General features: G+C 44.8%; 17 protein-coding genes. 4 read left to right on the forward strand and 13 right to left on the reverse strand.

The window, feature by feature from the left end; translation table 11 throughout:
• The first annotated feature begins 12 nt into the window (after nt 1–12).
• Together AB6E30_RS16095 and AB6E30_RS16100 are read left to right on the forward strand one after the other, a co-directional pair.
• A complete protein-coding gene (locus AB6E30_RS16095) occupies nt 13–732 on the forward strand; it encodes a hypothetical protein (protein WP_372104393.1) in 720 nt (239 codons plus the stop codon).
• Between the two features lie 59 nt (nt 733–791).
• Nucleotides 792–1,025, forward strand: a complete 234-nt coding sequence (locus AB6E30_RS16100) for a hypothetical protein (RefSeq protein ID WP_368084369.1) — start codon at nt 792–794, stop codon at nt 1,023–1,025.
• 224 nt (nt 1,026–1,249) lie between these two features.
• Here AB6E30_RS16100 and AB6E30_RS16105 read toward each other — a convergent pair whose 3' ends face one another.
• The 11 genes from AB6E30_RS16105 to AB6E30_RS16155 all read right to left on the reverse strand — a co-directional run bounded on the left by AB6E30_RS16105 (nt 1,250) and on the right by AB6E30_RS16155 (nt 12,507).
• Nucleotides 1,250–2,716, reverse strand: coding sequence for a lytic polysaccharide monooxygenase (locus tag AB6E30_RS16105; RefSeq protein ID WP_102393908.1), 1,467 nt, complete (start codon nt 2,714–2,716; stop codon nt 1,250–1,252).
• A 487-nt stretch (nt 2,717–3,203) separates the two neighbouring features.
• Nucleotides 3,204–3,563, reverse strand: a complete 360-nt coding sequence (locus tag AB6E30_RS16110; RefSeq protein WP_102320089.1) for a DUF6559 family protein — start codon at nt 3,561–3,563, stop codon at nt 3,204–3,206.
• Between the two features lie 29 nt (nt 3,564–3,592).
• On the reverse strand, nt 3,593–4,351 hold the full coding sequence (gene btuD / locus AB6E30_RS16115) for a vitamin B12 ABC transporter ATP-binding protein BtuD (RefSeq protein ID WP_102320088.1): 759 nt from the start codon (nt 4,349–4,351) through the stop codon (nt 3,593–3,595).
• On the reverse strand, nt 4,338–5,333 hold the full coding sequence (gene btuC, locus AB6E30_RS16120; protein WP_017065523.1) for a vitamin B12 ABC transporter permease BtuC: 996 nt from the start codon (nt 5,331–5,333) through the stop codon (nt 4,338–4,340). Before btuC ends, btuD begins: the two co-directional genes overlap by 14 nt.
• Nucleotides 5,334–5,466: 133 nt before the next feature.
• On the reverse strand, nt 5,467–6,495 hold the full coding sequence (locus AB6E30_RS16125; RefSeq protein WP_017059157.1) for a succinylglutamate desuccinylase: 1,029 nt from the start codon (nt 6,493–6,495) through the stop codon (nt 5,467–5,469).
• A 278-nt stretch (nt 6,496–6,773) separates the two neighbouring features.
• Nucleotides 6,774–8,570 carry a M3 family oligoendopeptidase gene (locus AB6E30_RS16130; RefSeq protein ID WP_372104396.1) on the reverse strand — a complete coding sequence of 599 codons (1,797 nt, stop codon included), beginning with the start codon at nt 8,568–8,570 and terminating at the stop codon, nt 6,774–6,776.
• 139 nt (nt 8,571–8,709) lie between these two features.
• The gene (locus tag AB6E30_RS16135; protein WP_372104398.1) at nt 8,710–9,327 is read right to left on the reverse strand and encodes a histidine phosphatase family protein; all 618 of its coding nucleotides are present in this window, start codon (nt 9,325–9,327) and stop codon (nt 8,710–8,712) included.
• A 9-nt stretch (nt 9,328–9,336) separates the two neighbouring features.
• The gene (cobU, locus tag AB6E30_RS16140; RefSeq protein WP_017059154.1) at nt 9,337–9,957 is read right to left on the reverse strand and encodes a bifunctional adenosylcobinamide kinase/adenosylcobinamide-phosphate guanylyltransferase; all 621 of its coding nucleotides are present in this window, start codon (nt 9,955–9,957) and stop codon (nt 9,337–9,339) included.
• A 9-nt stretch (nt 9,958–9,966) separates the two neighbouring features.
• Nucleotides 9,967–10,773 carry an adenosylcobinamide-GDP ribazoletransferase gene (locus tag AB6E30_RS16145; RefSeq protein WP_372104401.1) on the reverse strand — a complete coding sequence of 269 codons (807 nt, stop codon included), beginning with the start codon at nt 10,771–10,773 and terminating at the stop codon, nt 9,967–9,969.
• Nucleotides 10,773–11,837, reverse strand: coding sequence for a nicotinate-nucleotide--dimethylbenzimidazole phosphoribosyltransferase (gene cobT, locus AB6E30_RS16150; RefSeq protein WP_372104404.1), 1,065 nt, complete (start codon nt 11,835–11,837; stop codon nt 10,773–10,775). The genes AB6E30_RS16145 and cobT overlap by 1 nt, the downstream gene beginning before the upstream one ends.
• 58 nt (nt 11,838–11,895) lie before the next feature.
• Entirely contained in the window at nt 11,896–12,507 is a 612-nt protein-coding gene (locus AB6E30_RS16155) for a flavin reductase family protein (RefSeq protein WP_372104406.1), read from the reverse strand.
• 668 nt (nt 12,508–13,175) lie between these two features.
• Here AB6E30_RS16155 and AB6E30_RS16160 point away from each other — a divergent pair.
• Both AB6E30_RS16160 and AB6E30_RS16165 read left to right on the forward strand, forming a co-directional pair.
• Complete coding sequence (locus AB6E30_RS16160; RefSeq protein ID WP_017096961.1) at nt 13,176–13,871, forward strand: NAD-dependent epimerase/dehydratase family protein; 696 nt, start codon at nt 13,176–13,178, stop codon at nt 13,869–13,871.
• Nucleotides 13,872–14,056: 185 nt separating this feature from the next.
• Nucleotides 14,057–15,430, forward strand: a complete 1,374-nt coding sequence (locus tag AB6E30_RS16165; RefSeq protein WP_048611859.1) for an L-cystine transporter — start codon at nt 14,057–14,059, stop codon at nt 15,428–15,430.
• A gap of 112 nt (nt 15,431–15,542) precedes the next feature.
• Here the strand turns inward: AB6E30_RS16165 and AB6E30_RS16170 are convergent, their stop codons facing one another.
• Nucleotides 15,543–15,935, reverse strand: a complete 393-nt coding sequence (locus AB6E30_RS16170) for a heme-binding protein (protein ID WP_017066157.1) — start codon at nt 15,933–15,935, stop codon at nt 15,543–15,545.
• A gap of 9 nt (nt 15,936–15,944) precedes the next feature.
• Nucleotides 15,945–16,955, reverse strand: a complete 1,011-nt coding sequence (locus tag AB6E30_RS16175; RefSeq protein WP_372104409.1) for an aldo/keto reductase family oxidoreductase — start codon at nt 16,953–16,955, stop codon at nt 15,945–15,947.
• Nucleotides 16,956–17,014 lie beyond the last annotated feature (59 nt).

The raw sequence follows: 17,014 nt of genomic DNA on the forward strand, positions 1-17,014 counted from the left end.
ACTGGAGAATCCATGAACAAACTTAGCCTTATTGCACTACCACTTACGTTACTCAGCAGCGCAGCGTTTGCGACTTCGACTCAAGTTTACATCGAACAAAACGTTGCCTCTAATGCTGCTGATAACGGTGTCTACACCACAGAAGCTGGCGCATTAATCGATACCTCAGAAAATGGACAAGTCTATATAGGTTTTGATGACCAGGGTTGGCTAGCCGCGGGTTATGGGCACGATTTTAACATCAGCGAGTCTTTCACGTTCAACCTATACGGTGAACTTGGTAAATGGGACAACGGTGAAGAGTTATTAATCGAAGGTATTATCGATTATCAAGTGAACGACAACTTCAATGTATTCAGTGGATTGGGATATAAACAGTCAGGGCAAGTACTCGAAAATGTAAGCGACACCGCGATTAACACCAATAAGTTCATCGCCGGTGCGGGGTACTCACTCGCCGGTTGGGATTTAGCTTACCAATACACTCACGAAAACAGTGATGGATCCAATGGCGGGTTTACCCATGACGGTGACAATATCTATTTTCATCAAGGTGACTACCGTACCAATGAGCACGAAGTCGTTCTCTCTAAAAGCATCGACGACTGGACGCCCTACGTGAAATACACCTACTTCAACACCAACGAGGGTAACCTACAAGTTGGCGACAATCTAATTGGCTCAATCGACAACGACAGCATCATTACACTTGGTTTGTCTTACGACTTCTAAACATCTCAGATTCAATTCTCATAGGCAGATGGATTTGCCCACCTTTCGAGGGCACTACTATGAAAATTACTTCTCAACGTAACAAAGTCATTAATATCGCTGCAGCGATCAGTATCGTTTTGTTTTCTGCGATTCCCACCTACGCAAGTGCTGATCACTTAGATTTCCATTATCTAGAGTCGAGTTATCTAGAAACCAGCTATCTAGACTCCTCCTCCGTCGAATTCATGACACCAGATTTTGATCAGGGGTATCTTAACGATGAGATTAAAGAAAACCTTATTCTGGAATAATTCGTCAACACATTACAAAACGTTATATAGCTCTTGTTTTCTATATAACTCTCATCTTCTTATAGAGCCGTGCTGAGTGATTAAGACTCCGTTCCTGAATCACTTTTTCTAGGCTGATGACATTCAAAACCGCAAATGCAGACGCTAAAAAAGACACCACACTCGTCAAAAAGTGTGGTGTCTTGGTTATTATTGCAAGGCTAATTAACTAACAATAGTTAAGATTAGTTGGCTGGACGCCAAACGCCCCATTTGTCATTTTCGTAAGTCGCTTTAGGGTTAGTACCACCTTGAACCCACCATTGTGCTTTCCATGACTGGTTCGAGTAAGTCACGACTTCGCCACCAAGGTAAGTCGCTGATGAGTCCCACGTACCTGGATCTGGCGTAGGGTCTGGGTCAGGAGTCGGATCAGGATCCGGCGTTGGATCTGGGTCTGGTGTTACGCCACCTTCATCAGCAATTACTTCAAAAGTGAAGGTTTCAAAACTGTCGCTTTCAATCGAGCTAGCCATAAACGATAAAGTTTCGTTTGCAGTGATGCCAGTGGTATCAACTACGATAGAAGCCGTGCCGTTATTTTGAATGCTTACAGAAGTACCTTGAGTTTGAGTCAATGTCGCCGCTTCGCTTGTTGCAATTACAACTTTGTCGCCAGCATTCACTACGTTGTCACTCTTCACTAGCTCGTAGATGTCGCCTTTTAATGGTTCAACACCACCGTCGCCACCATCAATCAGCGTTAACTGACCAGAAGCACGGCTATCTTTTGAGTTAAAGAAGTTACGTGAAGGATCGTTTTGGAAGTACATGTAGTGCTGCATTTCAGCGTGCCAATCACCAATGAAGATCGCGCCATCTTTAAACTCTTCGTGCCAGCCGTTAATCTCTGAAGCCAACAAGCGAGCCCAATCGTTAACGTTTGAAGCGTCGATAACGATGTCGAAGCTACGCGCGACTTCACCGTACTTGTTGATGATGTCGTACTTAACCGTATCACCAATTTCTGGCGTACCAAACTGGTCAGAAACAAACAGGTCGCCACGGACTAGATCAGGTTGAGGTGTAGGCTCTGGTGGAGGGGTTGTGCCACCCGCGATAGTGATGTCTGAACAGTTGTAGAAGCCTTCGCCCGCAGCATCATCACGTTGCCAACGAACGAATAGAATCGCATCGCCAGAACGGTCTGAAGGAATAGTGACATTAATGCGGTACTTGCCGCCATTAACCGGAACGTTACCCTCTTCTTGGATAAGATCTAAGTCTCCCCACGCTAGGCCTTTGCTTAGGTCCGCGTTTGGTTTCGTTAGGTAGAACTCCCAGAAAGAAGGGTTGTGTGGCGCTGTCGCATTGAATACATATTCAAACGTACCAGTATTTAGCTCGGTACGAGTCCAACCAGTATGAGGCGCACCCATGCCGCGTTTTTGCGAATCGTTGGCATAACATAACGTGCCGTCAGGAATCGCCGCTTTTACAGCATTGATATTATTGAAATCTTGGACATTTTTCGCGTACTCGTTACGTTGAACAAACGGGTATGAACCCGAAATGTCTTTTGCTTGAGCACACGCAGCATTAGGTGGTGTACCCGACCAAATCCCGCCTTGCTCGTAACACGTGTTCTGACGCGCGCTTGGAAACTCAGACCAACCATGAGCATTTGCCACTGACGGCACACTCGATAGCATAGCCATACCCACTGCTATTTTTAGAATATTATTATTTATTGTTGTCACTTTCCCACTCTCTATTATTTTACCCTAAACACAAAACCAATTGGTTACTAACCAACCAGCACCGTAATTCGAAGGTTTATAGTTTCCGACTTAAAGAACAACGAAAAATATATACGTCAATTTTATCAATAACAGCGGGTTTTATATTAATAGGAATCAGCATCACACAACTCAAACAAATGCGTTGTAGATAGATGATATTGGTTCGAATTATCAATTTTTACCGACAAAAATTACGCATTCCCTAAGAAAATAGATCGCTAGGAAGGTATTTTTTCATTGAATTAATTGGAGTGAAACGCTCGCATAAATAATGATATTGAGTGCTTTTTATCATCATTATTATTACGTTGTTGAGACTGCTGTAAAGTCGCTAAGCTATTGAGCGTATACGTTTATAAATGGATAAATCATTAAACGTTAATTTGAACGAGCTAAACTAATAGCGGCTATTCATGCCAAATCGATTCGACATATCATCGTCCATACGACCGCCCTTCCAACCGCCACCGCCCAACAAATTAAGTACATCACGCGCGTTATATTCCTCACCACCGAAGAAGTCATTAGACACATTATTACGCAGCAATTGAATGGCTGGAGCAATTTCAGCAGCAAGGTCTTGTGGATCAGCAAACAATGCTAAGGCAACCAGTTGTTGGCGCTTACTTAATTCACATGAACTCGTTTCTACTTGCCCAATAGAGAAAAAGTCACTGCTTCCGTACGCTTTCACCAACTTTGCAGAAAGTGATTTGATTACTTTCTTGATTCGTCGTCGTTGAATATATCTAAACATATAGATTGCCTTGTATTGATGAGCTTAAGTTAACCAAACAGCAGATAAGTTTGATTGTCGACCGAGATGCTTTTTACTTGCGTGTTAAATACGGATTCTAGCTGTTCAGGCACAAGCACTTGCTCTGCACTGCCAGATGCTTGTAGTACGCCCTTTTCGAGCAGCAGTACTTGGTCGGCATGCCTCAAGGTTCGGTTCAGGTCGTGGTTAGCCATAATAACCGCAATGCCCTTCTCAGCCACTCGTTCGATAAGCTTGTACAACAAGGCTTCTTGAGCAATATCCAACGGAGCTGCGGGTTCGTCGAGGATCAGCAGCTTCGCGTATGGGTTAAGTGTCGGCCAAATTTGCAGGCACATTCCCGCCAAACGTACGCGTTGCCATTCACCACCAGACAGTGTCTGAATTGAGCGATGAAGTTTGTCTGCAATGTCTAGCATCTGGCTGATTTCTTCCAAAGCTGCGTTGATTTCAGCATCAAGGCCGTGTGAGGAGCCTGGCAGTGACAATGCAAGATATTGGAACACTTCTAAGTTGAAGGCTGGCCTTGCGCTTTGGCACAAGTAAGCGCGATGCAATGATAAATCTTGTAAAGACAGCTCCGACAAATCCTGCCCGTCGATCTTTATATCGCCTTTGTAACCATCACCAATTCCAGATATCGCTTCGAGCAAGGTACTTTTACCGCTGCCATTAGGGCCGATAACGTGAGTCACCTGCCCTTGCTTGAGCTCAAATGATAGTGGTAATAAACGAGCGCCGACGCTCAGGCTCTTAATTTGAATCATGATTTTTAATTAACATCCAAATGAAGATAGGCGCACCGATACTGGTGGTCATCACACCCAAAGGCAGCTCTGCGGAATCTAATAAGGTTCTTGCACAGATATCAGCAAACACCAACAACGCAGCGCCAGCAACGGCAGACAAAGGAAGAAGGTATTTGTTATCAGTACCAATCGCTAAACGCAACAAGTGTGGCACAACCAAGCCAACAAAGCTGATCACGCCACCTAAAGCTACCGCGCAGCCGACTAAAATAGACACGGCGAAAATTAGACGCCAGCGCAATCTCGGTACGTTTACGCCTAACTGTGCGGCATGCGTTTCGCCAATCATTAACTTATCTAGCTTACTACCTTGCAGGCACAGCCAAATAATCACGGGGATCATCACCAACGTGAGCGAGTGTTGATACCAAGTGACGCCACCTAAGCTGCCCATCAGCCAATACATCAATAAGCGTAGACTTAAGTCATCACTAAAATAGAACGCCCATGTCACCATCGCGCCAGAAAGAATGCCTAACGCGACACCCACTAGCAGTAATTTAGCCGTGGTGAGTCGCATGGTTTTTACCATGCTCACTAGAATCACGGTAAAACAAAGTGACCCTAAAACGGCGGCAATCATGAACAGTTCTGGGGTAGGAGCAAACGGCAAGAAGAACAGTACGATAACCATCGCCAAGCTTGCACCACCAGAAATGCCGAGCACACCGGGCTCTGCTAATACGTTACCCAATAAGACTTGTAAACTTGCGCCAGATACGGCTAACCCTGCCCCGATAGCAATAGCCGCCAATAGTCGAGGTAAGCGTAAATCAACCAGTAGTTTTTGTTCTAACGTGGACAATGTGCCCAGAGGGGAAATGAAGAGATCGCCAACCATTAGGTAAATCGCACTCAGCGCGACAAGCAGTGCTGCCATCAGATAAATGGCTCTAGTCCATTTGCGCTGTTTTTGGTGAAGAAGTTGTTGGAAATCCATATCAAGCTACTTTGAAAATGTTCGCGTAACCTTACCTGTATCCCCAAATAAACTCAAGGCTCACACCGTAATGTGAACCTTGATATTTCAACCAGTTGAGCGGTTGTTTTCGTCGTTTAAACCCGAGTCGATATTAATCGTACACAAGCTGACCATGGTCGAATCGCGTTTCAACTTCACACACCATTAAGGCTGCTCGTTGACCGATAGCAACATTACGATTAGGGAACACCACCGCTTCGTTTTCATTCTTAGCCATTAACGGTTTATCACCATCATGACCGAATACTTCACCGTGCTTGAACGCGGTAAAGTTCTCTACAGAATCTGAGAACATGAAATCGAAGTCATCATGTAAACGAACAATGGTTCTGCTCACGCGATAAGTGATGGTTCGCTTAGGTAAATGCTCTGGCTCAACTTCAGCAATCAAGTTACGCATCGCCAAGTCAAAAGCCGTTAGCTTATCAAGTTGGTTCTCACCAATTCTCGCGACCTGCCCTAGTTCCATTGTCAGTGCTTGCGCTTCGAAGTTTTCAGCACTGTACCAACTGAATGTACTGGTTGGCGCATTTGACAACAACACTGCTTCCACGTGCGCACTGTTAATGAAATCAAACAGCTCTTTACTGCGTACTTCGTGGCGAACTTTAGGGCTCACTGCAAACGAGTAATGCTTAGATAAACGGATTGCACAGTGCAAATCTAGATGCCAACGAGTGGCAGGTTCCGTTTCTTTGTAAAACTCAGTCACCAAGAACTTCAAGTTCTTCGCGATATCCACTTCTCGATTGCTCTCGTACTGCTTTTCATCAAACAGACGATTCATGTTCACATCAAGAAAACGAGTATGCGCGTTAGTGGCTTCTGGGTGAGCTATGATAAACAAGCATCTCGCGTTTACTACTTGGAAACCTGTTTCAATATCCTCAATGAGCTTATCGATCAGCTCCATTGGTGAAGTTTCGTCGCCATGAACACCGGTTGAAAAAATGATGTTCTTGGTTTCAGAATTAAAATCCGCGGGAATCACTTCCAAGACACCGCGTTGATGAAGCTTAATTTGAACACCGTTACTCAGTACGGTCTGTCCTGCAAACACTTCTTGCTCAAGATCTAGGCTGTCAAAAAGAAATGATTGGCGAAAGAGGGTCTTCGTCATGCGCTACTCCTTAATTGCACGGCCGTATGTTAATAAATTGTACATAGAAATTGTGTTGCTAGGATCGCACTTATCAACAGAAACTCCGTTATCACTCACAAATACTACCCATATATTTTTATATTACCTGCTGACTTTACTAACCGACATCTGTTCCAAATAACTTTCTCTATTTAAAGAGACTTTTGGTTGTTTCGGCTTATCTCAGGTTATGCCAGCAAGATAAGAGCCACGTAAGCTAACACAGCTCTTACCTGCTATGAACAGATTGAGATCAATTAATCTTCCTGATCGAGCAATCTTTCAAATTCATCGATTTGAACTTTGACCATGTCGATGCTTTGTTGCCAAAAATCAGCTTGAGTCAGGTCCATTCCTAAGTGCTTTTGAACGACTTCTTCCGCCATCATGCTGCCCGTATCACGAAGCAACGAAACGTAATCGCCGTAGAATTGCTCACCTTTCGCATCGCGCTGAGCGTAAACACCTTTACTGAACAGGTAACCGAACAAGTATGGGTAGTTGTAGAAGCTTACTTGAGAGATGCTGAAATGCAGTTTGCTCGCCCAGAAGTAAGGGTCAGCTTCTGTCATTGCATCGCCATACCACTCTTTCCAAGTCGTTTCCATCAAGTCACACAGCTGCTGAGCCGTTAGCTCGCCTTTTTCACGCTGCTCGTAGAAGGCTTTTTCGAATTCGAAACGCACTGGAATGTTCACCATTAAAGCGAGTGAAGAAGACAACTCTTCCCATAACATCTCAAGTTTCTCGTTACGTGTTTGAGCTTGCGTTAACAAGTGATCACGAACGATGTTTTCAGCAAAGATAGAAGCGGTTTCTGCTAGCGTCATTGGGTAGCGTGTTTGACACAACGGCATGTCTTTCATTACCCAGTTGTGGAACGCATGGCCTAGCTCGTGTGCCAATGTCATTAAGTCAGAGCGGCTGCCGCTCCATGTCATGAACACAAGCGGTGTGCGTGTCGCGGCAAACTTAGTACAGTAAGCACCTAAACGCTTGTTGGCTGCTGGTGCGGCATCAATCCAACCATTCTCAACCATCAAAGCAACGAAGTCAGCCATCTCTGGGTTCACTTCAGCGAAGGCAGTTTTGATCACTTCAATCGCTTCATCAAATGGATAAACCTTAGATTCAGCGTCACCAAGCGGCGGCATCGCAGCTAAGTGGTTCCATGGCTTCATTTCATCTAAGCCATGAACTCTTGCCATCAACAGACCCGCTTTCTGGCCTACTGCGCGATTAGCTTTCGCCACAGACATCATGGTGTCTAGCGTTTCAGGCACAATTCGGCTGCCGTGCAAGCTTGGATCTAAGAAATGTACATCTGAGATTTTCGAACGCTTTTTGTTTTCAGTCAGGCGCCAACCTGCAAGCGCATTTAGAATCGAAGCAAATGACTCTTGGTGTGTCTTCATTGCACCTTGAACAGCGCGCCATGCAGGCTCTTGTTTGTCGAATTCGCTGCCGTACAACAAGCTCGCCGCTTGTGAGAAACCAAGCGCTTCTTCTTCACCATCAAGTTTTAGCGACAGTTTCAAAGAGCCCGTTAGGTTGTCGTATAAACGACCCCATGCATCACGGCCATCCACTTTCATTGCTGCTAACAGCTGTTCTTCAGCAACACTGAGTCGGCTGCTTGATAACTTACGAGAGCTTTCAATCGCAAAACGTTGGCCTGCTACGTCCGCACTCTCATGCTCTAATACTGCATCAATAAATTCTGGTTCTGCGTGAATTAACGTGTCTTCGTAAGGGCTAAACGCTTGAGACATTTCAGAGTTCAGCTTCGCAACTCGACCAAGCAGCGCTTTGGCTTCTGTGTGTGTCGCGTCGACCGATGCGTGACAATTAGCGAAGGTATTGATCGTGCTTAGTAGCGTGCCTGCCGCTTCTGAAGTCTGAATCGCGTTCTGCATCGCTAGAATGATGTGACGCTTTTCAACGTGTAGGTTCAACAGCTCAATGCACTGCTGAATGAGTTCAATGTCCTGTTCGATTTTTGCATCATTAAGATCGCTATAAGCAATGCTTAGATCCCAACTTGGTGTTGTCATGACTAAATTCCTTTCACGTAGGTAGTAATACCAATCAGGTATAGCGGCTGTGAACGCCGCTTTATACTTCTATTTATATTTCTGTTTCTATTTACAGATCTAAAAGATTGTTAATTCTTAAACTGTGTTTTTTGAACACTCAGAGAACAGGTAGCCCTATCGATTTAACGCTGATAAAGCTCTGCGCAAACTGAGTGATTTGAATATGCGTTATCGATGCGTTTTCTATCGATAACTTCGAGTACAAACTCGGGTTTTTCCAATCAATATTAAGGCAGTGCGCTAGCAGTATGCGAATCACACCACCATGAGTAACCAACAATATGTTGTCACTTGAATCATTCAAAAGTTGCGACCAAGCTTGAGTTACTCTGTCGTGGAAGCTCTGTAAACTTTCTGCGCCAGTTAATTGATGATTAGCAGGGGCTTTCCAAAAGGTTTCTAACATTCCCCACTTGTCTTCAAGTTCATCAAATGGGACACCATCTACTTCACCGAAGTTCATTTCCTGAAAACCCGATGCAACTGATAAAGGCACAGACATACGCTCTGCAAACAAGCTCGCGAGATCACCACATCGTCTTAGTGGAGAGCTAACCACGCTATCAAAGGTAATGTCTTGTGTAGTTAGTGCCTCACATATCTGTTCTTGAAGATCAGAGTTGACCAGCACATCAGATAAACCATTGAGCGCAGCTTTTCCTTCGACTTTGCCATGTCTTAACAAATAGATGTTTTTGGTTGTTCCATTGACCATGTGTGCGACCTAGCCTTGAATATCAAGCAAGTGATTAGATGGTTTTAAGTGCAGCGGCAATCCGGCAGCAACCAGCGTGACGCGCTCAACGACGCGAGCTAGCGCTTGGTTCATTCGTCCTGCATTGTCCACAAACAAGCGAGACACTTTACCCAGCGGCACCACACCTAAACCGACTTCGTTAGAGACCATGATAATTTGCGCCGGACTTTGCTCGACGCTTTTGACCAATACTTCAACCACGGCTTCAACCTGTTCATTAGTTGCGTCATCACCCAGTTCAAAGATGATGTTGTTCAACCACAAGGTTAGGCAATCAATCAATACCACATCTTCTTTCTCAAAAGACTGCAGTTTTTCGGCTAATTCGACGGGTACTTCATGCTCAATCCACTGCTCGCCACGACGTTGTTGATGGTGCGCGATTCGTTCTCGCATTTCATCATCAAGATATGTCGCTGTCGCAATATAATTGAGGCGTCCATTTGAACATGCTTCAAGCGCACATAATGCTTGTTGCTCTGCAAAACTAGACTTACCAGAACGAGCCCCGCCCAATACCAAATGGCTGTTTCGCTGACTTGCTTGATTAATTTGATTAGCTTGAATAGTTTCATTCGTGTTGGTCATAGGAAGCCGTTATAGAAAGCCATTGTAAAATGCAGTAATGAATACAAGGTAAGTCAGCAACTCCATTAACTGTTGAGCCGCACCCAAGCAGTCGCCAGTAAAGCCACCAATTCGAGCCATTAACCACTTTTTGAAACCTGTTCTGAACAGATAGGCGACGACAGATAAAACCAAAGCGAATTCAAGACCAAACCACAGGCTAGGCAGAACGCCAACAAGCAATAGAAAGACAAGTTCACCTTTAGTTTGCTTATTGGCCAATGGCTTACTTTTACTGGTATCTAAATCGCTAACATAAGGCATGTCATAAATCAGTGACGCAGCAATCGCACGGCTAAAGGTATAACTGGTCACGATAACCATAAACAGAGCCGTCATGTTGACCAGCTCATCCAACAACACCCACTTGCCAAGCAAAGCCATAACCAGTGCAGACGAGCCATAAGTACCGATTCGACTGTCTTTCATGATGGTCAAGCGGCGTTCTAGAGTCATGCCGCCACCAATACCATCTGCCATATCGGTCAAGCCGTCTTCATGGAATGCACCTGTGAGCATCAGGCTAAAACTCATCATCAAGAAAATCGCTACTGCACTCGGCAGTACCGCATCAAGTAGCAAAAACACACCGCCACATAGAGCACCTAGCAACAAACCAACCGTTGAAAAGTAACGACCCGAACGATTCATTCGCTCTGATGAATAGGGCATATTCTTCGGCATTGGCAAGCGAGAAAAGAAACCCATCGCCAGTGCAAACAGCTCCCACTGATGGGTGACTCGATCTTTCAACGATCTTTCTGGTACATCACTCATTAAACCGTGACTCCAGCACTTTCGAAGCTCGCCATATTGTTATAGAACTCGGCTGCCGCACGAATGATTGGCATAGCTAGCGCAGCACCTGTGCCTTCACCTAATCTCAATCCAAGATCGAGCAGTGGCTCAGCGTCGAGCAGTTCTAAAAGAATTTTGTGCCCCGACTCTTCAGAGCGATGTGCGAAGATCATATAGTCTCGGCAGTTTGGTTCAATTAAAGTCGCGACATACGCCGCAACCGACACGATAAAGCCATCGACCAACACTGGTGTTCTGTTTTGGTAAGCGCCAAGGAAGCCACCGACCATTTGAACGATTTCATAGCCACCGACTTGTGCGAGTACCTCTTTAATATTTTTAAGATCTGTAAGCTCTTTAACTTCTTTCGCATCTAAATCTTTGCAACGCGCGACACCTTGCTCAACCAAAGCCACTTTACGTGCAAGCTGTTCATTGTTGATGCCAGTGCCTAGGCCAACACACTCCGCTGCAGCACGATTCGCTAATGCACTTAAGATCGCTGATGCGCTGCTGGTATTTCCGATACCCATTTCACCAAACATGATGATATTGGTGCCATTCGAAATGGTTCTAGAGACAAGCTCAGTGCCCAGTTCAATCCCGCGTTCCACCGTTTCTAAACTCATTGCCGCTTCATTGGCAAAGTTATTGGTTCGCGTACCCAAGCGCTGAGAGATCAACATGTCACTGTCTGATTCAACAGGCAACAATATCCCCGTGTCGACTACCGTGATATCGATATTATTCACCGCACAGAAACAATTGATCGCCGCGCCACCACTTAAGAAGTTCAACACCATCTGTTGTGTGACGGCACTTGGGGCAATACTCACGCCTTCGTCAGCAATGCCATGGTCGCCAGCAAAAATGATGATACTTGGCTTATTCAATTCGATGTGTTCAACCGCCGCTTCTTTGCCTTGGCTCTGAATCAATGCCAGTTGATGTGCGACTTTTTCGAGTAAACCAAGGGCACCGAGTGGCTTGGTTTTTTGGTCAATTCGGTGTTGGATGTACTGCGAGTATTGGGTATCTAACATAGTTTTTAAAAACGCTTATTCTGGGTACGTTGATTTAGGGACTGCTACTTAAGGATTGTTACTTAGGGCGTGCGACAGAAAACACATTGGAAAGCGTCGTGTATTCACCGCCACCAAGGCGAGACAAAGGGTCCAATGCCAACGCATCAATCTTAAGACGTTCACTCTCTTTATCGATCACTTCTTCGGAAATATACACGGTTTCGACTTGAGCAAAGATGAGGCTTTGTGGCACCTCTCCAACCTCTTTTACTTCGTATAAGGTGCAGCCAAAAGCGACCGCGCACTCTTTCACTCTCGGTAAAGAGAAGCCTTCAAATTCAACCAGCTCAATGTTATTCGCGGTGACTTCCGAATCACCATGTTCAAGGGTAGCTGCTGTCGCCGTCATGGTTTCGGCAGAACTTGAAGAAGCAATGTGAATCACTAGCTTACCCGTTTCTAGGGCATTACGAGTGGTATCTTTGATTTCGCCGGACGGCTTCTTCCCAACCGATAACATCAGTAACGGCGGATTGCTGGAAACAGGCGTGAAATAAGAGAAAGGCGCTAGGTTGTACTCTTGTTCAGAAGATTCCGTCAATACCCACGCAATCGGGCGAGGAACAACGGTTTGTGTCATCAGGTGATAAATCTGAGTGGGAGCAAGAGTATCAAGCTTGAGGTTCATAGCACGTCCTTGGTCTATGTGAATTACGACTCAGTTTACGTGTTAAGCAATGCTGTATCTATGCCTAATCAACAGAAACCGTAGAGAGTGTTCTTAATTTAAACAGATCACACTGGTTTTTTCTCAAATTGACAATCAAATTGACGAACCCTAAAACACCTACAATACTGATAATAGATTTATCAACAACTTACATTTTGGCATCGTTTATGCTTTATCTAAAGTACTTGTTAATCTCTCCATTGATAAGTACCCATACAGTGAATGCCCACAACACTGACGCTACACAAAGAAAGACAATCGATTGAAAGACAAAACAGAACAACGATTTAGGAGGTGTAATGATTCCAAACTCAAGTAAAAGAAAACCAAATAAATCGAGTAAGAAAACCAGTAAAAAGGTAAGGAAAATCCCACTCTCCTTCACCTAATAGCTATCGAAGCAATAAGACAACAAAGTAGCAAAGCAAATAACAAGCCCGTCGCCCAGCGGGCTTTGTTATCTTTAACACCTTAATTGAGGTTTACCTAGCTAAGCACATACCTTCCGTATAAAAGCCCATCATCAAACCCCATCTTCCTAACGCTCATTCATGAAACTTTTGTTCGCTTAAAATTCAAACACTGTTTATATTAAACAAGCACTTGTAGAGCGAGTAAGGAATAGAATGAGTATTAATGGAGATAAAACATCGGTTGTTATAGCTGGTGCGACAGGGCTAATTGGTCATCATGTCCTGAGACTGCTCATTAACGAGCCCGCTGTAGAACACATCTATGCTTTGTCACGAAGAGCATTAGGTGAAGAATTTCACTCCAACAAACTCGATACACTCATCCACAACGATCTACAAGTAACGAGTTGGGACGACACCAAAGCGACGCCCAACTTAGGCATTATCTGCTTAGGCACAACCAAGAAAAAAGCAGGTTCAAAAGAAGCGCTGCGAAAGATCGATGTAGAACTGGTTAGCCAAGTGGCACAGTCGATGAAATTCCTTGGAGTTCAACGTGTCGCAGTCGTTTCTAGCTATGGCGCTTCGCCAGACTCCTATTCACACTATCTGCGCTGTAAGGGACAAATGGAGCAAAACCTAAAACGTATTGGCTTCAAGCAGCTCTTCATCGCTCGTCCAGGCCCGCTGGTGGGTGAACGTGCCGAACCCAGAACTGATGAAAAGCTCCTACAAAGAGTCTTCCCTTTAATATCTCCGTTAATGTTTGGAAAATTCAAAAACCTACGCCCTATCCAATCGGAAGATGTAGCGAAAGCAATATTATTCCGATTGTTCGAAAATAATTTCCAAAGTATCGAAATCTACACCTCGACTGACATGCTTAATTTATTAGCGAAATATCGTTAAAACGTCTACCTATTCACCACAATGTTGAATATCCATCCAACCCATTGGGTGGATATTACTAATCGTTCTAATAAATTACTTTTCCTTATTTTACGTTTTGTTACAGGTCGCTATTTTAGCTAACAGTATTTGCGCCCATATATCTAAGCGCCCTATCGATTCAAGGTTATTCATAAGGAAAAACAATGTCATTTTCAGCTATCGCTGCCTTAGCGGTATTCACTGGTATCCTCTTTTTTCTCTACGGACAGCAGAAAAAAGAAAACACACTTTCTCGCCTCGTTTTACTCGGTTTAGTATTTGGTAGCGCATTTGGTCTTGGTCTACAGCTGTTATTTGGTGAAGGCAATCCGGTCATCAACGAAACACTAGACTGGGTAAATATTGTTGGCCGTGGTTATGTCGGCCTACTGAAAATGGTGATCATGCCATTAGTATTGGTTTCAATGATTGCCGCAGTAGTGAAGCTTGAAAAAGGCGGTTCACTGGGCAAGATTTCTGGCATCACCATTTCTGTACTGCTAGCAACAACCGCGATTTCTGCGATTGTTGGTATTGTTGTAACGCAAGCATTCGGCCTGTCTGCTGAAGGTTTAACAGAAGGCGCTCGCGAAACAGCACGTATCGCAACACTTGAAAGCCGCATCGGTAGCGTTTCAGACTTAACAATTCCACAAATGCTGATTAGCTTTATTCCGACTAACCCATTTGCAGACCTAACGGGCGCTCGCTCTACGTCTATCATCGCTGTGGTTATCTTTGGTGTGCTAACGGGCATCGCTGCTCGTAAAGTGATGGCAGAGAAAGAAGAACTAGAATCTCCGATCCGTACGTTTGTTGAAGCGGCACAATCTATCGTTATGCGCTTAGTTAAGATGATCATGGCACTAACGCCATACGGCATCGCAGCGTTAATGGCGAAGGTAGTTGCAACATCAAGTGCTTCTGACATCCTCAGCCTACTAGGTTTCATCGTTGCATCTTACGTTGCGATTCTACTGATGTTCGTTGTACACGGTGTGTTGGTTTCTTTTGTTGGTGTAAACCCGAAAGAGTATTTCCAAAAGATCTGGCCTGTACTGACGTTCGCTTTCACGTCTCGTAGTTCTGCAGCAACAATTCCACTGAACGTTGAAGCTCAAATCACTAAGCTAAACGTGCCACCAGCGATTGCTAACCTGTCTGCCTCTTTCGGTGCGACGATTGGTCAAAACGGTTGTGCGGGTATCTACCCTGCAATGCTAGCAGTCATGGTTGCGCCTACAGTTGGCATCGACCCAATGGACATCAACTTCATTCTGTCTCTGATTGCTATTATCACAGTGAGCTCATTCGGTATTGCTGGCGTAGGTGGCGGTGCAACGTTCGCGGCGCTTATCGTACTTCCTGCTATGGGCCTTCCTGTAACGATTGCAGCACTGCTTATCTCTATCGAGCCACTTATCGATATGGCACGTACGGCGCTTAACGTATCTGGTGCTATGACAGCCGGTACGATCACAAGCCGCCTATTAGGCAAGAAAGACAAGCAACAAGATCTGGAACAAGCGAACGCTTAATGGGTTCGATTGATTCAAGCACTTGAGTCTCGTTAAACAAAAAAACCGATGCACATGCATCGGTTTTTTATTATCTGTTACTTCTAACTTCCATTACTTCACGAGCAACAGCTTAGAACACAAGTTGAATGACTTTTTCGGCAAGTGCTTCATCGTCGTCTTCACTTAATCCGCTGACACCAATAGCGCCAATCACCTGCCCATTTAATTCAATGGGAACACCGCCTTTAAAGCCAGTGATCTTTGGGTCAGTCCAGTAACTTAAGTCTTTACCAGTTTCTCTCGCCCAAGCACCTAAGTTACCGCTTGGTTGTCTATCTCTTGCAGATGTATAAGCTTTGTTCTGTGCTAACAATCCGGCTTGAACACTCACATTATCCATGCGAATAAACGCCAGTAACTCACCGTGCGTATCACACACGCTCACCGCGATTGCTTGTTGATTACGCTCAGCAATGTCTAGAGCGTTAGACACCAGTTGTTGCGCGATCTTTTGATTCAACATATTCATTCCTTATGGCAGTGCTTGACCACGTGAGTACACGTATAGGTTGTACCACTCTTCACGAGACAGGTTTATCTGAGTCGCGACTGCCGAAGCTTTGATTCGCTCTAGATTTGTGGTGCCAATTACAGGTTGGATACGAGCAGGGTGACGAAGCAAAAATGCCAACACAATCGCTTCACTTTCTACGCCATATTGGTTCGCTAACTGAGCCACGTAGTGCGCTGTCTTTTTCACGTTTTCATGTTCTGAATACAAACCTTGCTCAGCAAATCGGCCTTGTGCCAAACAGCCCCAAGCTTGCAGTTGGATGTTATTCAATTGGCAATGTTCAAGAGTGCCTGCGGCGAAGTCTGATTGATGGTGCCCTTGCGAGTTAATCATCACCCCATCATTCAACCAATCCAATTTGGCTAAGCTCATCTCAACTTGATTCGCGACGATGGGTTGCCCAAGCGCAGATTGCAGGTACTGAATTTGATGGCTGTTCATGTTCGACACACCAAAATAATCGACCTTACCTTGCGCTTTTAAGTTCTCTAACGTTCTTGCTAGCTCATCGAGTTCCATCAAAGGATCAGGGCGGTGCAATAACAGCACATCAAGCTTTTCAGTATTCAATCGATTGAGAATACCGTCTACCGATTGGCCTACCCAATCAGCCGAGAAATCATAACGACCAACATTGCCCTCGCCTTCAAAACGAATCCCACACTTAGATTGAATGAACATCTGTTCACGCAGATCAGGCGCTTGTTGTAATGCTTGACCAAAGGCTTGCTCAGCTTTGCTGAAGGTATAGATATCCGCATGGTCGAATAAGTTAATGCCCGATTCTAGTGCGGTGCCGATTACGCTTCGTGTTTGAGCAACATCCGCACTCGTCACTGGATTATCATTCCAGCCACCACCTAATCCCATGCAGCCATAGGCAATTCGCCCAACATTCGGTAGATAATTTGATAATGGAATACGTTTTTTGTCATTCGTTTTGTTTGTAGATTCAGTGCTGTTCGTCATATCGATTCTCGCTTAGAAGATTTGCTGACCAGAAATATGCCTCTATCATATTGTTCTTT

The organism is Vibrio sp. 10N.247.311.12, assembly GCF_041467515.1.
Classification (GTDB): domain Bacteria; phylum Pseudomonadota; class Gammaproteobacteria; order Enterobacterales; family Vibrionaceae; genus Vibrio; species Vibrio crassostreae_C.

Excerpts from the sequence above, each read along its gene's own strand:
- AB6E30_RS16095 (WP_372104393.1), top strand. The coding sequence starts at position 13 with ATGAACAAACTTAGCCTTATTGCACTACCACTTACGTTACTCAGCAGC.
- AB6E30_RS16100 (WP_368084369.1), top strand. The coding sequence starts at position 792 with ATGAAAATTACTTCTCAACGTAACAAAGTCATTAATATCGCTGCAGCG.
- AB6E30_RS16105 (WP_102393908.1), bottom strand. The coding sequence starts at position 2,716 with ATGCTATCGAGTGTGCCGTCAGTGGCAAATGCTCATGGTTGGTCTGAG.
- AB6E30_RS16110 (WP_102320089.1), bottom strand. The coding sequence starts at position 3,563 with ATGTTTAGATATATTCAACGACGACGAATCAAGAAAGTAATCAAATCA.
- btuD (WP_102320088.1), bottom strand. The coding sequence starts at position 4,351 with ATGATTCAAATTAAGAGCCTGAGCGTCGGCGCTCGTTTATTACCACTA.
- btuC (WP_017065523.1), bottom strand. The coding sequence starts at position 5,333 with ATGGATTTCCAACAACTTCTTCACCAAAAACAGCGCAAATGGACTAGA.
- AB6E30_RS16125 (WP_017059157.1), bottom strand. The coding sequence starts at position 6,495 with ATGACGAAGACCCTCTTTCGCCAATCATTTCTTTTTGACAGCCTAGAT.
- AB6E30_RS16130 (WP_372104396.1), bottom strand. The coding sequence starts at position 8,570 with ATGACAACACCAAGTTGGGATCTAAGCATTGCTTATAGCGATCTTAAT.
- AB6E30_RS16135 (WP_372104398.1), bottom strand. The coding sequence starts at position 9,327 with ATGGTCAATGGAACAACCAAAAACATCTATTTGTTAAGACATGGCAAA.
- cobU (WP_017059154.1), bottom strand. The coding sequence starts at position 9,957 with ATGACCAACACGAATGAAACTATTCAAGCTAATCAAATTAATCAAGCA.
- AB6E30_RS16145 (WP_372104401.1), bottom strand. The coding sequence starts at position 10,773 with ATGAGTGATGTACCAGAAAGATCGTTGAAAGATCGAGTCACCCATCAG.
- cobT (WP_372104404.1), bottom strand. The coding sequence starts at position 11,837 with ATGTTAGATACCCAATACTCGCAGTACATCCAACACCGAATTGACCAA.
- AB6E30_RS16155 (WP_372104406.1), bottom strand. The coding sequence starts at position 12,507 with ATGAACCTCAAGCTTGATACTCTTGCTCCCACTCAGATTTATCACCTG.
- AB6E30_RS16160 (WP_017096961.1), top strand. The coding sequence starts at position 13,176 with ATGAGTATTAATGGAGATAAAACATCGGTTGTTATAGCTGGTGCGACA.
- AB6E30_RS16165 (WP_048611859.1), top strand. The coding sequence starts at position 14,057 with ATGTCATTTTCAGCTATCGCTGCCTTAGCGGTATTCACTGGTATCCTC.
- AB6E30_RS16170 (WP_017066157.1), bottom strand. The coding sequence starts at position 15,935 with ATGTTGAATCAAAAGATCGCGCAACAACTGGTGTCTAACGCTCTAGAC.
- AB6E30_RS16175 (WP_372104409.1), bottom strand. The coding sequence starts at position 16,955 with ATGACGAACAGCACTGAATCTACAAACAAAACGAATGACAAAAAACGT.